Origin of the sequence: Paenibacillus taihuensis (assembly GCF_003386535.1) — a bacterium.
GTDB classification, from domain to species: Bacteria; Bacillota; Bacilli; order Paenibacillales; family Paenibacillaceae; genus Paenibacillus_Z; species Paenibacillus_Z taihuensis.
The window spans coordinates 93,766-109,213 of record NZ_QTTN01000004.1 but is presented as its reverse complement, the minus strand read 5'-3'; the positions used below and the strand labels follow the sequence as shown (position 1 = coordinate 109,213).

Here is a 15,448-nt window from a genome sequence, read left to right as displayed (position 1 = left end):
TCTTGCAATGAACGGACGGAGATTACTAAGAATTGAGAGGTCATGCGAATGATACAATCAGAAACGGATGCATTAATAATAGGGTTTGGAAAGGTGGCAAAACACTTGCTCCCTATCTCGCGAAAAAAGGCTGGCAAGTAACCGTGGTCGAGCAATCATCAGCAATGTACGGAGGTACTTGCATTAATATTGGCTGCATTCCAACGAAATCACTTATTCACTCAGCCGAGATGATCGCTGCCAGAGGAATCAGCGAATTTGCCGAGAAAGCGAGAGCCTATGAAGAAGCTTGGAATTTCAAAGAGGAATTAGTATCGAGTTTGCGCAGCAAACATCAAACTAATCTAAGCAATACGTCAGATATTCAACTCATTAACGGTCAAGCTTCTTTCTTATCGCCTCACGAAGTTCTCGTGAAGGGGGAGGGGGAAGAATCAATCACGATAAAAGCGATACAGATCTTTATCAACACCGGTGCTGTACCTGTTATGCCGACCGTGGAAGGTGGCAGCAGCCGCATATACAGCAGTACGACATTGCTTGGCCTGAATAAGTTGCCTCGCCGACTGGTCATTGTCGGAAGCGGCTTTATCGGCTTGGAATGCGCTTCCATGTACGCCAACTTCGGAACGGAAGTGACCGTCATCGAGAGGGGAGCAACAATATTAAAGCAAGAGGATGAGGATATACGCGAATCCATTAAAAGCGTGTTGGAACCCAGGGGCATTCGTTTTCTTGTTTCGAGCCGATTCGGGTCAAATTAATGATAATGAAGCGTGCGCGATTGTTACGGTCCATGATGAACAAGGAAGAATTCAGAAGCTTGAAGCCGATGCGGTGCCCCATCCATGCGATGGCTATTTTTTTGTATGAATAATTGAGAGAAAGCTCGAAATAGCCCTCTCTGATTTCCATTTATATACACCTATACGAATTTATAATATGACACACAGTTGTCTGATTATAAAGGTTATGCTAGCTGTGTGATTGCGGAGAATACGCAGTTTAACATTGAAATGAGGAGAAATATAATGGAAAACATCCAATCTAAAGTCGTTATTATTACTGGAGCATCGAGCGGCATCGGGCAAGCTACGGCACTTTTGCTGGCAAAATACGGAGCAAAAGTTGTGTTGGCAGCGAGAAGAGAAGATCGGTTAAAGGAGATTGTCGCGAATATACAACAAAGTGGTGGTAGCGCTGTATACGTTACAACTGATGTCGCATCTGCAGGGGACATGCGCAAGCTTGCCGATTATGCGGTGCAGGAATACGGTCAAATCGATGTTCTAATTAATAATGCGGGAATCATGCCGCTTTCGTTTCTGCATGAATTGAAAATTGAGGAATGGGATAAAATGGTTGACGTCAATATTAAGGGAGTTCTCTACGGGATCGCTGCAGTGCTGCCTAAGATGAGAGAGCAAAAGTCGGGACACGTCATTACAATATCTTCTGTCTCTGGTTACAGGGTAGATCCAACGGCTGCTGTATACAGCGGTACAAAGTTTGCCGTCAGAGCTATTTCCGAAGGACTTCGTCAAGAAGAAGGACCCACCTCCAATATTCGTACGACGATCGTTTCGCCGGGAGTTACGTCTTCGGAGTTGACTGAGTCTATTAGCAATAATGAAATTAAGGGCTGGGTTGATCAAATGAGCCACTTTGCCATTTCGCCTGACAGCATTGCCAGAGCGATTGCGTTTGCGATTAACGAACCTGCCGATACGAGTATCAATGAGATGATTGTTCGACCAACTGTGCAGCCTTCCTAACGGAGAGGAGATCACATTTAGACATAGATGGCATGAACTTAGACAAGTTACGAGGTGAAATGCAATGGCGGTGAGCCGACTTTTTGAGATTTTGTATATGCTCTTGAACAAGAAAACGGTAACCGCCGGCGAATTAGCCGAGCATTTCGAGGTATCCCCTCGTACGATCTACCGGGATATCGATGCACTGAGTGCCGCCGGCATTCCGGTGTACGCAAGCAAAGGCAAAGGTGGAGGCATCTCGCTGTTAGAAGGCTATTCCTTTCACGCTTCTATGTTAACCGATAGGGAGCAAGAAGATGTGCTGGCTGCGCTTCAAAGTCTTGCGGCTGCGGATTATCCGGAGATTCATGCTGTACTGCATAAAATGGGACTGTTGTTTAAAAAAGAGGGAAGCCAATGGCTTGAAGTCGACTTTTCGCCATGGGGAAGCGAAGAGCAGAGGCGGCAACTTTTTGCGCAGCTCCGCCAAGCGATTGCCGATTGTAGATTAATTAAATTCCGGTACTATAACAGTGCCGGCCGTGAGAGTCTCCGGAGCGCGGAGCCAGTTCAGCTTCTATTCAAAAGCAAATCATGGTACTTGGCAGCCTATTGTTTGGAGAGCGATGGCCACCGTGTATTCAAAATAAGTCGGATGAAAGATGTCATCGTCATGGACAGCCACTTTAAACCGAAACCATATGCAGCGGCTATCGAGTTGGCGGAAGAGCATGCCATTCTAGAATCGGTTCAGGTGACGATAAAGTTATCTCCCAAAGGAGCATATCGGGTGTATGACGAATTTGACGCGGCAGCAATTACTGTGAATGATGATAGTTCCTACACGGTATCAGTCGAGCTTCCGGAGGGAGCATGGCTAAACAACTACTTGCTTTCCTTCGGCGATCTGCTGGAAGATGTTGAGCCTAAGCGTGTGAGAACCAGCTTGATGAGTCAGCTAGATATGATGAGATTTAGGTTAGGGACAGCTAAAGAGGGCAGCGACCCTACTTGTGCCGATATGAAGGGGGAATTGTAATGACACAGGTTTTACCAGCGGTTGTAGTGGAATACTTAGACGCTTCGAACCGACACGATGTCGAGAGGTATGCTAGAACGTTCTCCAATAATGGGCGGATTGAAGAAGATTCTTTAGGATGGGATCTTGTAGGCAAGAAGGAGATAGTAGACTATTTTGTAACTTATTTCGTTGGCACGAACACTCATACGGATATCATAGAATTCATTGTCAACGACGTTGTCGTCGATATGCGGGTTCTGTTTAAAGGAGATTTTGCTGGTAACGAAGTTATCGGTCTGTATAAGTTCTTTCTAAATAATGGCCTGATTGAAAAACTAAAGTGCGACCTAGAACAGTAGTCTTCCAAAACAAAATTAAAGCAAGCGGGATCAACCCGCTGGATTCAAAAATTCGTGTTGGTCAAGCTGCTCACGCTAAAAGGCAGGTACCAGCGATTCTTGGAATTGACCTTGCAGGTGTGGTGGAGGCAGCTGGCAGCAGTGTCCAAAAGTTTAAGCTAGATGACGAAGTATACGGAATGGCTGGGGGAATCGGTGAGGTGCAGGGTTCACTTGCCGAGTATGCCGCATGTGACGCAGACCTTTTGGCTAAGAAGCCGGTTAATTTGACAATGGAGGAGACAGCTGCACTGCCGTTGATTTTCATAACAGCCTGCAGGTACTTTTCACGCTGTTGCCGCTGCTAACAGGGAAAGGTAGAGCCCATCACGGTGTTATTATGGAGGCGGCTGCCAATCTGGCTGAATTGGGAGAGTTAAAAGTAAACTTGGATCCGAATCGGTTTACATTCGAACAGGTGAACGAAGCCTTCAAGCTTATGGAAGACGGAAAGGCGAGTGGAAAAGTAGCTGTAAGGATCCAAGAATAATCCAAAACAGATCGCATTCTCTCAGTTTGTCAAAGTTCATAATAGGCTTTATCGTTGTTTTTATACTTATGTTGATTACTATTGGAGCAGTTCAATATATTGCATCATCATGATGTAAGAGGACAAGCAACAATATTGTCAGGTGACAAGAACATTATCTCACTAATTGCCGCGTAAATCGCGGCTTTTTTTATGTAATGGGGTCAAGTTCTATTCAAACTCAAATGACAAGAACTTGATCCCATCTCCGAAAATGACAAGAACTTGATCTCAATTCCGAGATATTGGGAATCGCATCTTGAAGGCTGCAAGCGGAGAAGCGAACGTCTGCACAACCTGTCTGTTCTACTGGCTGAGCCTCGCATATTTTCTGAGGGAAATGCAAGTAAAGTACGGCGTTGTGAATCCGCCTCTTTATCGAACTTTAAGCGGTATCACCGACTGGAATGACACGACGTTTTACGATAACACCGCATTTAACGGTGAACTCGATCATGTGGAAGATAGGTGTTGGTGCTCCTTTGAGGAAGCCTTTCTTTACAAGCGGCGCACCGGCTCCCCCAGAAATAGTGTACTTCGTGCCTTGAAAGGTTAATTGATCCAAGGCATGCACATGTCCCATGAGAACTTGAGGAACCTTGCCGCGGACAGTTGACAGAAACCGGGTCAATTGTCCTCTGGCATTACCAAAGGTCGATGTTGGATCCTGAAAATAGCGCGGATTTGCCCATTTTCCAATTCTAGGGGCTACATGCATCGTCAACAGTGTATTTTTCTGGGCTTTTTTTAAATGATTTCTTAGAAAAGCCAGCTCACCTGGCGCAAAACCGTAGATCGTTTGCCCATTCGAGTCTGTGCCGATCTGCTGTGAGTTATTCAGACCGATGATAGTGGTTTTAATTTTGGGGAGGTTGATTCCAAAATGCGCAGGACCGATATACTTTCTAAAGTTCGTAAGCGGACCGTTTATTCCTGTATGTTCATGGTTGCCGGGTACGATGAAGAAGGGGATATCGGGTACGCCTTTATTTGGATCTTTAATCAGTTGCAGCAAGCTTTTTACCGGCACACCAGAATAAGTTCCGCCTGTCTTGAATTCCTGATCGCTTCCCGTGAAAACGGCATCTCCGTTATGCAAAATAAATAAAGGTTTCTTCTTCAAGTTGCGAATAGCAGATAAGACTGATCCAAATATTGCATTGCTCGCTTGCCCGTTTCCTGCCCAACCATCACCCATACCAATAAAGGTGTATTCGTTACTTTTCAACTTCTTTACACTCGCCAACAACTGTGCTTTCGAAGTCCGAAACAAAGTACTGTGCTTACTGGGCGTTGCTTTGTTAAATTTAACGTTCTGAGTTCTTGATTTCAAGTTAATATCCTCTCCCATGGTTCTTACCTGTTTTTTAAAACTGACAATATAATTAATGCGCATGGGCTCTTCCAAAGTTTGAGGCTGGAGCGGAATTACAGCAACTGCTGATGGAATAAAACAAAAAGAGCTACTTTGGTTCTGTCGATGTCAATATCGCATGTGATTCGGGGTCATGCCCCAACGACCCTAATCGAGATTTAACAAGTAGGGGGGGCGAACGGATTAGCTCTCGGGATCTGAGTCCTATGGGTAAGAACGGCATTGGTCGCTAAAAACGCAGCCTTCCGAGCCTTGCACGAGTACTACACCAAACGGTCGATAAATCCGCTGCTTTTGCAGATGAGGCTGTGCGATATAGCTGCAGGAAAAAGAACAGCAGCACAAGCTCTCCCAAAGAGCCGTGCTGCTGTTGTCGTTAATGAGGGATATGCTGTCTGTTAGCCAATGATGGCATAAGTTTGGACGCCAGCCGGGATGTTACGGGAACGGTACTCGAGGCCATTAGCATCGTAAGTGCGGATGTTGTACGAGAAGTTCGTCAGCGTGTTGATGTTATTGAATCGAACAACACCGTAGCGGTCAAACGAAGCTGTAGCGACAAGCTGGCCGTTGCGGAATAAACGTGCGAAGAAGCCAGTCGTATTGAATGGAACGCCGTCAATATTGACCCAAAGAACGGTCAAGCGGTTAAATGTTGGATTCGTGTTTGAACCTCTGGATCCATTCGTACTTGTTTGAACCGATTTACGAATGACTCTGCCAGTACTAGCTGGATTGTAACGTAATGGTTTTACGCGTTTAGTTGCCATGTTTCATCACTCCTTTCGCTTACAACTTATGCAAGCGCCTCTTTAATAGAGTGGACAAACCTAAGAGGTGATTGGCCTGTTTTTTGGTACAAGCTTGTGGCAAGAGGTTTAATAGAGACAATAACTTTACATATAGAGGGAGTAAAGTGGTAAGAGAAAGTTTCGGTTTATTTATTTACTATGATACAAAAGATGGGTATCAGGTTTGATCATATGTGAATCGAAAGAAAACGCCTTTTTTGCTACAGTTGATTACTAAGCTATGGCGTTTGTTTAACAGAGGATGGCCATCATCGTTCAAGAATGTCACGATAAATGAAGCGCTTAACCACATTCCGCTCGAGGTGCGAAAATTATCGCGACGAGAACAACGGCCGATGCGCTTGGATTGGAGAGCAAAGGCCGCATTGATTGCGGGGCTGACGCGGATCTGCTGCTTATGAATGAAAGCGCAGCATGATAATTCAAGGAAAGGCGGTTCACCGCCGTGCGTGACGCGAGAAGTACATAACAATAATAGGCCGATCCTCAACGATGAATATCGTTTTTGAGGATCGGCCTGCATTTTGGTGAATCAAAGAGAACGTGTCAAGCCTTGCGGCTTGTTCTTATTGAAGCTCGAGAATTTGCGGGTGATCGCTCAACGTGAAACTGACCGAGTTGACGCCGCTGTACGATTGCACCGCAGATGTTCCGCTAGTGGGGTCGTACCGTTTCACGGATCCTATCGTTGCGCCAAGATTGACCGTCACCGTGTTCGAGCCGGATGCCTTCTCGTTCCAGACGACCAGCTCGAATTTGCCGTTCTTCTTCTGCAGCAGCAGATCATGAACGGTGGACGGCTGGCTCGGAATCGAGTAGTTCAGTTTGCCCGTCACGGCGATAGAGCCGGAGTCTGCCAAAATCGTCGTCATGTTGTGGAGATAAGTCGCTGCGAGCTTCGCATTGTAGCTGCTGTCGAAGATGCCGAAGTAGTTGTCGGTGTTCGGCGGCGAGGAAAGCGGAGTGTCCCGCAGCATGTAGATGAATGTATGCTTGAACCCGCGCTTGAACTGGGAGAGGTACATGTTCAAATACAGTTTGCCCTGCTGAGCCTGCGTAATGCTGCCGCTTCCGCCGGTCGTCCAACCTGTCTCGGTCGTCACCTTCGGCAGCGCAGCGCGGTCGGCGGATGCGGTATAGCCATTGTAGCCGTTGCGCCAGGTCACGCCGTACTCCTGATAAATGCCGTCGATCCAGCTGACGTAATCGGAAGAAGCGTTATCCCAGGCCATATTGTCGATAATGCTTGCTTGGCGGCTGATATAGTTATGAACGTTCGCGAAGTCGCCGAATTTCGTACCTGCCGGCAAGAGCGCGCCTGCGCCGCTCGGGATGGTAAGGAACTGCAGGCCGACATTGTTCGGTTCGCTGCCGCCGGCTTCGCTGGAAGAGAATACCGGATAGCTGCTCAGCACGGGATCGCTTTTGACGCTGGAGTAGAAGTCCCGCTGCCATTTCGCGACAGGCATAAAATCCGTCGTGCTCGTCGAGGTGCTTCCCTGGTAGGTGACAGCCCAATTGTTCGGCTCGTTGGGTCCTTCCATGGCCAGCAGTGCGCCTGAATTTGCCAATGTTTTGGACCCGTTAATGACGTCCGTCATCCAGGCGTCGTCCGGGCCGCTTCTCGTGATGACAAATTTGACGCCGGACGAATTATGCACGCCAATCAGGTCATTGATGAAGGTTGAGCTCGCGTTGTCACCTTCGCGTACAACGCGAATGCCCGCATAGCTCAAGGCGGTGGCGGTCTGCGAAGCGCTATCCGTGCCGTGGCCCATATGCGTGTTTGCGCCGATGGAGTTCAGGAAGTCGTCCGCTTTCGCTGCCGTCGTGCCCGAGGAATAAGAGATCGGCACCAGCTGCCACTTCTGGTTGTCAAAGCCGTTGTCCGTCCAGATTTCCACGTTCGTGCCGTCTGCCGTTCCATTAGAAGTAACGTCCAGCGCTTTGCCGCTGTTCACGTTAATAACCTTATAGGTGCCGTCGGCATTCAAGGTGATTTGCCACTTCTGAGCGCTCGTTCCGTTGTCGGTGTAGATCTGCACGTTCGTTCCGTCCGCAGTCCCTGCACCTTGCACGTCGAGTGCCTTGCCGCTGTTCGGATTAATCAGTTTGTACGCACCGCCGCCGACATCGATCACTTGCCAGCTCTGCGCCACGCTGCCGCTGTCCGTCCAGATTTCCACGTTCGTGCCGTCTGCGGTTCCTTCTGCCGTAACGTCGAGCGCCTTGCCGCTGTGCGGGTTGATCAGCTTGTAGGTGACGCCGGATACCGGCGCCGCGCTTGCGCGCGAAGGCATGATGGCAACGATGGACAGCATGAAGACGAGGATGAGCGCCGACAGCAGCAGTCGCCGTTTGTGAATCGCAATTCGCATAACCTTGTTCCTCCTTTGAATGGGTTGGCTGTAAATCCGGTTCTAAGTAAACCTTGCCCTCCTTCCTTCAGGATTAGGAAACGCTTTCATGATAGGCGATCGGAGCACGTTCCCGATAGGAAATTTTGTACAAATTGCATAGGAAATTATAAACCTCTGCGCTTAAGAAACAGAATCGCGAGTAAGGGCTCTTGCATTCCTCTCAGCTTGGAGAAAACGCGTAACAAAATTAAGGTCCGGGAGCGCATGAATTTCATAAGGGGATGCACGCGTCCGTCATTATAATGAACGAGGAGTAACCTGCATCAGCAGATGCGAACGAACATGGAGGAGAAACAATGGACTTTAACGGCTTGGAATTGCACTTGGGGAATATCGCAAGGCTGTCGAAAGCGAAATCGAGATCGATCAGCGCGGAGAACTTTACCGGCGAGAAGGGCAAAGGAGGGATGTCGCTCGACGGCATCAGCGCGAGCTGCGCGCGGGATTTGGGACAAGGCTGGAAGGTGTCGCCGGCCGTTACGCTAGAGAAAGGCTCGTCGTTCGAGCTCGCGCATATTGTTGGCCCGGGTATCATTACCCATATGTGGATGACATGTCACCCTGGCAGCTGGAGAAGCCTTGTATTGCGGATGTATTGGGACGATGAGGAAACGCCTTCCGTCGAAGTGCCGCTCGGCGATTTCTTTTGCAACGGCTGGTGCGAGAGGAGCATCGTCAATTCCGCGCCGATCGCCGTTATGTCCGGCGGAGGGATGAACAGCTATTGGCAAATGCCTTTCCGCGGATCAGCCAGAATCACCATCGAGAATCTTGGAGGGGCAATACCGCAATTTTTCTATCAAATCGACTACGCTTTGACGGACATACCGGCGGATATGGCATACTTCCACGCCCAATGGCGTCGCAGCAACCCGCTCGGTTATAAGGACGTTCACACCATCCTGGACGGTGTGAAAGGACAAGGGCATTTCGTCGGCACTTACATGGCATGGCAGGCGAACAACGACGGCTGGTGGGGAGAAGGGGAAGTGAAGTTTTTCCTGGACGGGGACAATGAGTTTCCGACGATTTGCGGAACGGGAACCGAGGATTACGTCGGAGGCGCCTGGGCGTTCGAGCAGGTGGAAGGGCAAGGCTATTTGCCGTTTACGTCGGACTATCTCGGCTTTCACCAAGTATCCCGGTCCAACGGCTTTTCCAAGGTCAATCAACGGTTCGGGATGTACAGATGGCATATTCTCGATCCGATTCGGTTCGAAGAAGAGATTAAGGTGACTGTTCAAGCACTCGGCTGGAGGAGCGAGGGACGGTATTTGCCTCTTCGGGACGATATCGCCTCCGTCGCCTATTGGTATCAGTCGGAGCCGCATGCTCCCTATCCGGCCTTTCCGGGCAAAGACGAGCTGGAGGTGATCTAAAGGATGGAAGAAGAGAAGAACGCGTTCGTCAAGCCGGTGTACAACGTATACAGCATGGTCGAGCATTTGGCGATGATCGAAATGAGGAAAAAGCATCCTCACTGGATATGGAACAGGAGCGACACGCACGTCATTCTCGGCGTGCCGACATCCCATGAAGGATACAAAACCGTCGCGGAGCCGGGCAATTCCTTTTCTCCCGGGCATCGGACGTTTGGCGTTTCCCCCTGGATTTACGCAGAAGGCCGGCTGCACACCCCTGAGGAGCTGCCTCTGAACCGATTGTCATGGAGGTTCCGCGATGGCTATATTCCGGTTCTGACGTCGACATGGAATGCAGGTAAATTCAACGTTGTGACTCATCTGTTCACCGATGGCGATCCGGACACGAACGATATCCGCACGTACTTCACAGTCGAGCTGGAGAACAGCTCGTCCGATGCTGCGACAGGCTTGTTCTACCTGCCGATTCGCTCGTTCGGCGCTTCGGGAGGTCCGATCGTCAGCCTCGCGATGGAAGGCAGCGACTTGGTCGTCAATGACGGGCGGGTTATGCACGCGGAAGAGCAGCCGACCCGGTTCGGCTCCCTCAGTTATTCGGAAACGGGACTGGATATTTCCGATTTCTTGAAGAGGGGGACGCTGCCTCCAGATACCCGGATGGAGGACCGCTCAAGTTGGGCGAGCGGAGCGCTTGAATATAGCTTGTCGCTGGCGCCAGGAGAGAAGCGAAAGCTGTCCTTCGCGTTTCAGCTGCACGCCGACAACTGGATGGTCAAGAAAATGCTCGGCTTAGAAGAACGGAACGGACGGAACGGACGGAACGAGACGGGAGCCATGCCGTCGCTCGAAGAGTTTGCTGTCCGCTGGGAAGATCAGAACCGGATTAAGCTCGACCTCCCGGACCGGCGGTTTCAGGAAGCGATGCTGGCCCAATTGACGCATCTTTATATGTTCACCGTGGAAGCCGAGCCGCGCATTACGCCGATATCCTATCCGCTGTGGTGGCTGAGAGACGGAGCGTACATATTGGCGGCGCTGGGCAAGGGCGGATTCCAACCGTTTAACGACCGCGCGACGCGGGCAGTTGCCCACCGCGATGCCTTCGGAGGCTTCGGAGCGGAAGGAGACGGCCCGGCTAACGGCATATGGATGATCTCAGAGCACTATCTGCTGACGCGCGACAAGGAATACTTGAAAGACATGTACCCACATATCGTGCGCAAAGCGGAATTGATCCGCAGCATGCGCCATACGGACGTGCCGATCAAGCGTCACAACGACAACCGGACGCCCGAGATGCTGCTGCGAGCGGAGAGCGACATGATGTGCATAGCCAGCGTCGACGGTCTTATTGTAGGACGGATGGATCATAGCCACCCGGGGTTCTGGATCAACGGCCATTCCTATATGGCGCTGAAGCGGGCGGCCATGTGCGCGAAGGAATTAGGCATCGAAGGGGCATGGTTCGACGATGAAGCGGAAGACTTGCACCAAGCCATTCTCCGTAAAGCGGAGAACGACTTCGGCGAAAATCCGCGCGATTACAATTCGGTGTTCTGGCCGACCGGATGGGGCGACACGAGCGACCCGCACTTGATCGCCGGAATGGATAAATTCTGGAACGAAGAACGCTTTCCCGGCGGCAAGCACGCCCCAGAACCGCTTTGGACGTATTTCGAAGCCGGGCAGGCACATAATTTGCTGCTGATGGGGAGAGCCGATCGCGCCTGGGTGTCGATCGAGCATTTTCTGAACAACCATACGGCGCCTGGCTTGTATACGTACCACGAAGGCTGCGATGACGAGAACTCCTCCCTGCAATGGCAGCGAGCGCGCGGATGGGACCTGATTCGATATGTGACCCCTCACGGCTGGACGGCGGCCGAGGTGTTCCTGCTGCTACGGGACTGTCTGGCCAGGGAAAAAGGAGATTCGTTAATTATCGGTTCGGGCATTCCCGAATCGTGGCTGACGGAATCGTTCTCCGTTCGCGGGATGCCTACCTACTTCGGTCAGCTTTCTTTTGAATATTCGGCGGATGACCGGAGTTTAAGCGCAACCGTGGAAAGAGCGCCGGGCGGAGGCGTCCGCTCAGCGCTGCCGCCGGGAGTCTCTTTCAATTGGCGCGAAGAGGCAGTGTTCTCTTAACTCGGGAAGCTGCCAGTGAAGAAGCTTCATTTCTGCCGGTCCCGGCAGGAATGGAGCTTTCTTTGTCTGTTCTCTCGGTTTCCCCTTCTAACGAGTCATAAATTTCAGATCGGACAGGGCATGAAATTCCTACGGGTGCGGCCGTGCGGCTTTCTATAATGAATATGAAAGCAACGAAAGCGCTTCAAATTCCGTTGGCAGCTGGCCAGGCGGCACGTCATCGATGCTTTCAACACACATGATCAAGGGGGAAACCGATCACATGAAAAAGTTGACACTTACGTTGTCCGCAGTTACAGTCGCGGCGACCGTCCTCGCGGGCTGCGGAGGCGGAGATAACGGCGAGAACAGTTCGGCTGGCACAAACGCAGGCACGAATGCAAGCGCGAACTCGGGCACGAACGCAAGCTCGAATGCAGACTCCAATGCAAATACGAGTGCGAGCGGCAACAACGCAGGCAGCAAAGCGAGCGGAGAAGTCGTTACGATCCGTACGAGTATTACGGACGGCGAGCTCTCGAAGGATCAGATCGCCGAGTTCGAGAAGGATCATCCGAATATCAAGATCCAGCTTGAGGCGCTAGACGCGACGAAGCTTGCGGCCGAGCTGGCGACGGGAGACGCACCGGACGTGATCCGGATGTCCGGCGTATTCGATCTGCCCGGCTACGTCATCAAGGGCATCGCGATGGACCTCTCGGACCGGATTGCGAACAGCAGCGTGATCAAATCCGACGACCTGCTGCCGATCGCGGACATTTACCGCTTCGACGGCAAGACGGTCGGCACCGGCCCGATTTACGGCCTGCCTAAGGACTGGTCGAACGACTATGCCATTTTCTATAACAAGAAAGCATTCGATGCGGCTGGCGTGCCGCTCCCGGATTCGTCCAAGCCGATGACCTGGCCTGAGGTGATCGATCTTGCCAAGAAGCTGACGATCAAGGACGGCAAGACGGTCAAGCAGTACGGGCTTTCGGCGACCGAGTGGGGCAAGACGGAGCCGAATTTCAACAATATGCTCCAGTATCTGCTGAGCGCAGGCGTCAACATGAACGGCGACAACAACGGTTCCATCGATCTGAATAAACCGGCTGCGAAGGATTATCTCAATATGTGGGTGCAAGCGGTGAAGGACGGTATCGGCCCGAACTCGATCAACAACGATCAGACGTCCGGCGGCGACCTGTTCCTGAGCGACAAAGCGGCGATGATTATCGACGGTTACTGGTACAGCGGCGCGATCCGCAGCAACGAGAAGTCCAAGACGCATCTGGACGACTACGGCATGCTGCCTACGCCGACGGCTCCGGGCGGAACACGCGTAGCACCGACAGGCGGCGCAACGGGCGCGATTATCAATAAAGAAACGAAGCATCCAGAAGAGGCATGGACCTTCTACGAGTGGTTCTTCGGCGGCAAGCCGGCCGACGACCGTGCGAAGACCGGATGGGGGCTTCCTGTATTCAAGAGCAAGATGGATCTGCTGCCGAAGGAGACCGCGTTCGACAAGCAAGTCAACCAGGTGCTTCAGGATGAGCTGCAGTATACGAGCCAATATTTGCAGACGAATCCGTATTTGTCGAGCGGCGGCTGGCCGATCTTCGACAAGTACGCGGCGCCGCTCTATTTCGGCAAATCAACGGTCGAAGATGCGATCACGGGCATGACGAAGGACGCCAACGTCGTGATTACGGAAGCCATGTCCGCCGCAGGCCAATAATTCAACACCGGGGGGGTTCCAATTTGAACTCTCCCTTCCTTTTCGAGGAAGGAGTGGAAGCATGAAAGATAGAACGAGAAGGACCTTTGCCTTTTACCTGATGGTATCGCCGTGGCTCATCGTGTTTCTGCTGTTCGGGCTTTATCCGATGCTGTACGGCCTGTTTCTCAGCTTTACGAACTATTACGGGTTCAATATCCATCACCTGAAATTTACGGGCTTTCACAATTACCACAACGTATTTACGGATACGGACGCGATGCATGCGCTAGGCACAACGCTGGTCGTGACGGCGTTTAACGTACCGCTGGGCGTTCTCCTCGGACTCGGTCTGGCTCTGCTGCTGAATGTGAAAGTGCGCGGAGTCGGCGTGTACCGGACGATCTTCTATTTGCCGTCCATCGTGCCTGCGCTGTCCAGCGTGCTGATGTGGAAATTCATGTTCTCGAGCAACGACGGCATATTGAACAACATTTTGAAGCTTCTGCACCTGCCGGAAGTCAACTGGCTCGGATACGACTATGCGACCGTTTCGCTCGTGATGATGCTGCTTTGGGGAGCCGGCGGCGGCGTGCTGATCAATCTGGCGGGGCTCAAAGGCATTCCGCGCGAGCTGTATGAAGCGGCTGAAATCGACGGCGCATCGGGCCTCAGCAGGCTGACCCATATTACGCTGCCGCTCATGACGCCGGTTATTTTCTTCAACGTCATCATGGGCATCATCGGCTCGCTGCAAATCTACCTGCAGCCGATTCTGCTGACTGGGACCGAATTGCTCGCCCGTCCGATTGAGCCGAACTATCTCTACTTCGTGCATGCGTTCCAGCAAATCTTTGCGTTTCAGCGGTTCGCTTACGGCATGGCGTTGCTGTGGATTTTGTTCCTTATCATTCTGCTGCTGTCGATCGTCGTGTTCGTAACGAGCAAATATTGGGTCCATTACGAAACGGACCAGGAGGGGTGAACATGAAAACGGCAATTGGCGATCGAAAAGGCAATCCTGTAGTTTACGTCGTTCTAGTGGCTTTCTCCGCCGTGTTCCTGTTTCCGATGTATCTGGCCATCATTAATTCGCTCAGTCCGCTGATGTCGACGGCTGCTCTGCTGCCTAACGGTTTTCATTTCGAGAACTATAAGCTCGCGACGACGATGATCGCTTTCTGGAGCTACGCGCGAAATTCAATTGTCATTTGTTCTATTTCGCTCTGCACGTCTACGCTGGTCAGCGGGCTCGTCGGCTATGCTTTTGCTCGCATCCAGGCGCCGGGACGCGGCGTGCTATTCATGATCGTGCTCTCGACGATGATGCTGCCTGGCATCGTTACGCAAATCCCGACCTATATTTTGTTCCACAAGTACGGGCTTCTGGATACGTATTGGCCTTGGCTTTTCTGGGGACTCGGCGGCAATGCATTTTTTATTTTTCTGTACCGCCAGTTTTTTTCTTCCATTCCGAAGGAGCTGGAGGAGGCGGCAAGAATCGACGGCTGCTCGATCTTCCGGACGTACTGGAACATCTTCCTGCCGATTTCGCTGCCAGTCGTAGCGACGGTGTCCATTATGACGTTTCAGGGCTCATGGGGCGATTTCATGACCCCGTTCATGTTCCTGAAGCAGGATCATTATCCGCTGGCTACCGCCCTCAGCATGATTAGCTATACAGCGAACGGAACGAAGCTGGTGATCCAGTCGGTCGCGACCGCGGCCGGTATTCTCCTTATGCTCCCAGTACTGGCAACTTTCTTCCTCGGTCAGCGTTATATCGTGGAAGGCATCGTAACGACAGGAGTAAAAGGATAGTCCTTCGCCTCCCGGTACATCGGCCGCGGCTCTGAAAGGGAAGCGGCCGTCTTCCGCTGCGGAAAGGAGAGAAGCTCGGACAT

14 protein-coding genes are annotated in these 15,448 nt (G+C 51.4%); 11 read left to right on the top strand and 3 right to left on the bottom strand.

Annotated features, from left to right (window positions below; translation table 11 throughout):
* Positions 1 to 32 precede the first annotated feature (32 nt).
* The 6 genes from A8990_RS05075 to A8990_RS32675 all read left to right on the top strand — a co-directional run bounded on the left by A8990_RS05075 (position 33) and on the right by A8990_RS32675 (position 3,666).
* Positions 33 to 764, top strand: a complete 732-nt coding sequence (locus tag A8990_RS05075) for an FAD-dependent oxidoreductase (protein WP_116187937.1) — start codon at positions 33 to 35, stop codon at positions 762 to 764.
* Positions 765 to 1,031: 267 nt separating this feature from the next.
* A complete protein-coding gene (locus tag A8990_RS05070) occupies positions 1,032 to 1,775 on the top strand; it encodes an SDR family oxidoreductase (protein ID WP_116187936.1) in 744 nt (247 codons plus the stop codon).
* 64 nt (positions 1,776 to 1,839) lie between these two features.
* Complete coding sequence (locus A8990_RS05065) at positions 1,840 to 2,796, top strand: helix-turn-helix transcriptional regulator (RefSeq protein ID WP_116187935.1); 957 nt, start codon at positions 1,840 to 1,842, stop codon at positions 2,794 to 2,796.
* Positions 2,796 to 3,137, top strand: coding sequence for a nuclear transport factor 2 family protein (locus A8990_RS05060; RefSeq protein ID WP_116187934.1), 342 nt, complete (start codon positions 2,796 to 2,798; stop codon positions 3,135 to 3,137). The genes A8990_RS05065 and A8990_RS05060 overlap by 1 nt, the downstream gene beginning before the upstream one ends.
* On the top strand, positions 3,119 to 3,484 hold the full coding sequence (locus A8990_RS32680) for an alcohol dehydrogenase catalytic domain-containing protein (RefSeq protein WP_220376782.1): 366 nt from the start codon (positions 3,119 to 3,121) through the stop codon (positions 3,482 to 3,484). The genes A8990_RS05060 and A8990_RS32680 overlap by 19 nt, the downstream gene beginning before the upstream one ends.
* On the top strand, positions 3,472 to 3,666 hold the full coding sequence (locus A8990_RS32675) for a zinc-binding dehydrogenase (protein WP_220376781.1): 195 nt from the start codon (positions 3,472 to 3,474) through the stop codon (positions 3,664 to 3,666). Before A8990_RS32680 ends, A8990_RS32675 begins: the two co-directional genes overlap by 13 nt.
* 424 nt (positions 3,667 to 4,090) lie before the next feature.
* Here A8990_RS32675 and A8990_RS05050 read toward each other — a convergent pair whose 3' ends face one another.
* The 3 genes from A8990_RS05050 to A8990_RS05040 all read right to left on the bottom strand — a co-directional run bounded on the left by A8990_RS05050 (position 4,091) and on the right by A8990_RS05040 (position 8,270).
* A complete protein-coding gene (locus A8990_RS05050) occupies positions 4,091 to 5,101 on the bottom strand; it encodes a metallophosphoesterase family protein (RefSeq protein WP_116187933.1) in 1,011 nt (336 codons plus the stop codon).
* A 377-nt stretch (positions 5,102 to 5,478) separates the two neighbouring features.
* Entirely contained in the window at positions 5,479 to 5,850 is a 372-nt protein-coding gene (locus tag A8990_RS05045; RefSeq protein ID WP_116187932.1) for a hypothetical protein, read from the bottom strand.
* Between the two features lie 608 nt (positions 5,851 to 6,458).
* Positions 6,459 to 8,270: an RICIN domain-containing protein gene (locus A8990_RS05040; RefSeq protein ID WP_116187931.1), complete on the bottom strand. Its 1,812-nt coding sequence runs from the start codon at positions 8,268 to 8,270 to the stop codon at positions 6,459 to 6,461.
* Positions 8,271 to 8,608: 338 nt separating this feature from the next.
* Here A8990_RS05040 and A8990_RS05035 point away from each other — a divergent pair, with 338 nt between their 5' ends.
* From A8990_RS05035 to A8990_RS05015, 5 genes are all read left to right on the top strand, one after another.
* Positions 8,609 to 9,691, top strand: a complete 1,083-nt coding sequence (locus A8990_RS05035) for a glycoside hydrolase family 172 protein (protein WP_116187930.1) — start codon at positions 8,609 to 8,611, stop codon at positions 9,689 to 9,691.
* 3 nt (positions 9,692 to 9,694) lie between these two features.
* The gene (locus tag A8990_RS05030; RefSeq protein WP_116187929.1) at positions 9,695 to 11,842 is read left to right on the top strand and encodes a hypothetical protein; all 2,148 of its coding nucleotides are present in this window, start codon (positions 9,695 to 9,697) and stop codon (positions 11,840 to 11,842) included.
* Positions 11,843 to 12,104: 262 nt separating this feature from the next.
* Entirely contained in the window at positions 12,105 to 13,565 is a 1,461-nt protein-coding gene (locus A8990_RS05025; RefSeq protein ID WP_181909407.1) for an ABC transporter substrate-binding protein, read from the top strand.
* A gap of 61 nt (positions 13,566 to 13,626) precedes the next feature.
* Positions 13,627 to 14,529, top strand: coding sequence for a carbohydrate ABC transporter permease (locus A8990_RS05020; RefSeq protein ID WP_116187927.1), 903 nt, complete (start codon positions 13,627 to 13,629; stop codon positions 14,527 to 14,529).
* A gap of 2 nt (positions 14,530 to 14,531) precedes the next feature.
* Positions 14,532 to 15,365 carry a carbohydrate ABC transporter permease gene (locus A8990_RS05015; RefSeq protein ID WP_116187926.1) on the top strand — a complete coding sequence of 278 codons (834 nt, stop codon included), beginning with the start codon at positions 14,532 to 14,534 and terminating at the stop codon, positions 15,363 to 15,365.
* Positions 15,366 to 15,448: the final 83 nt, after the last annotated feature.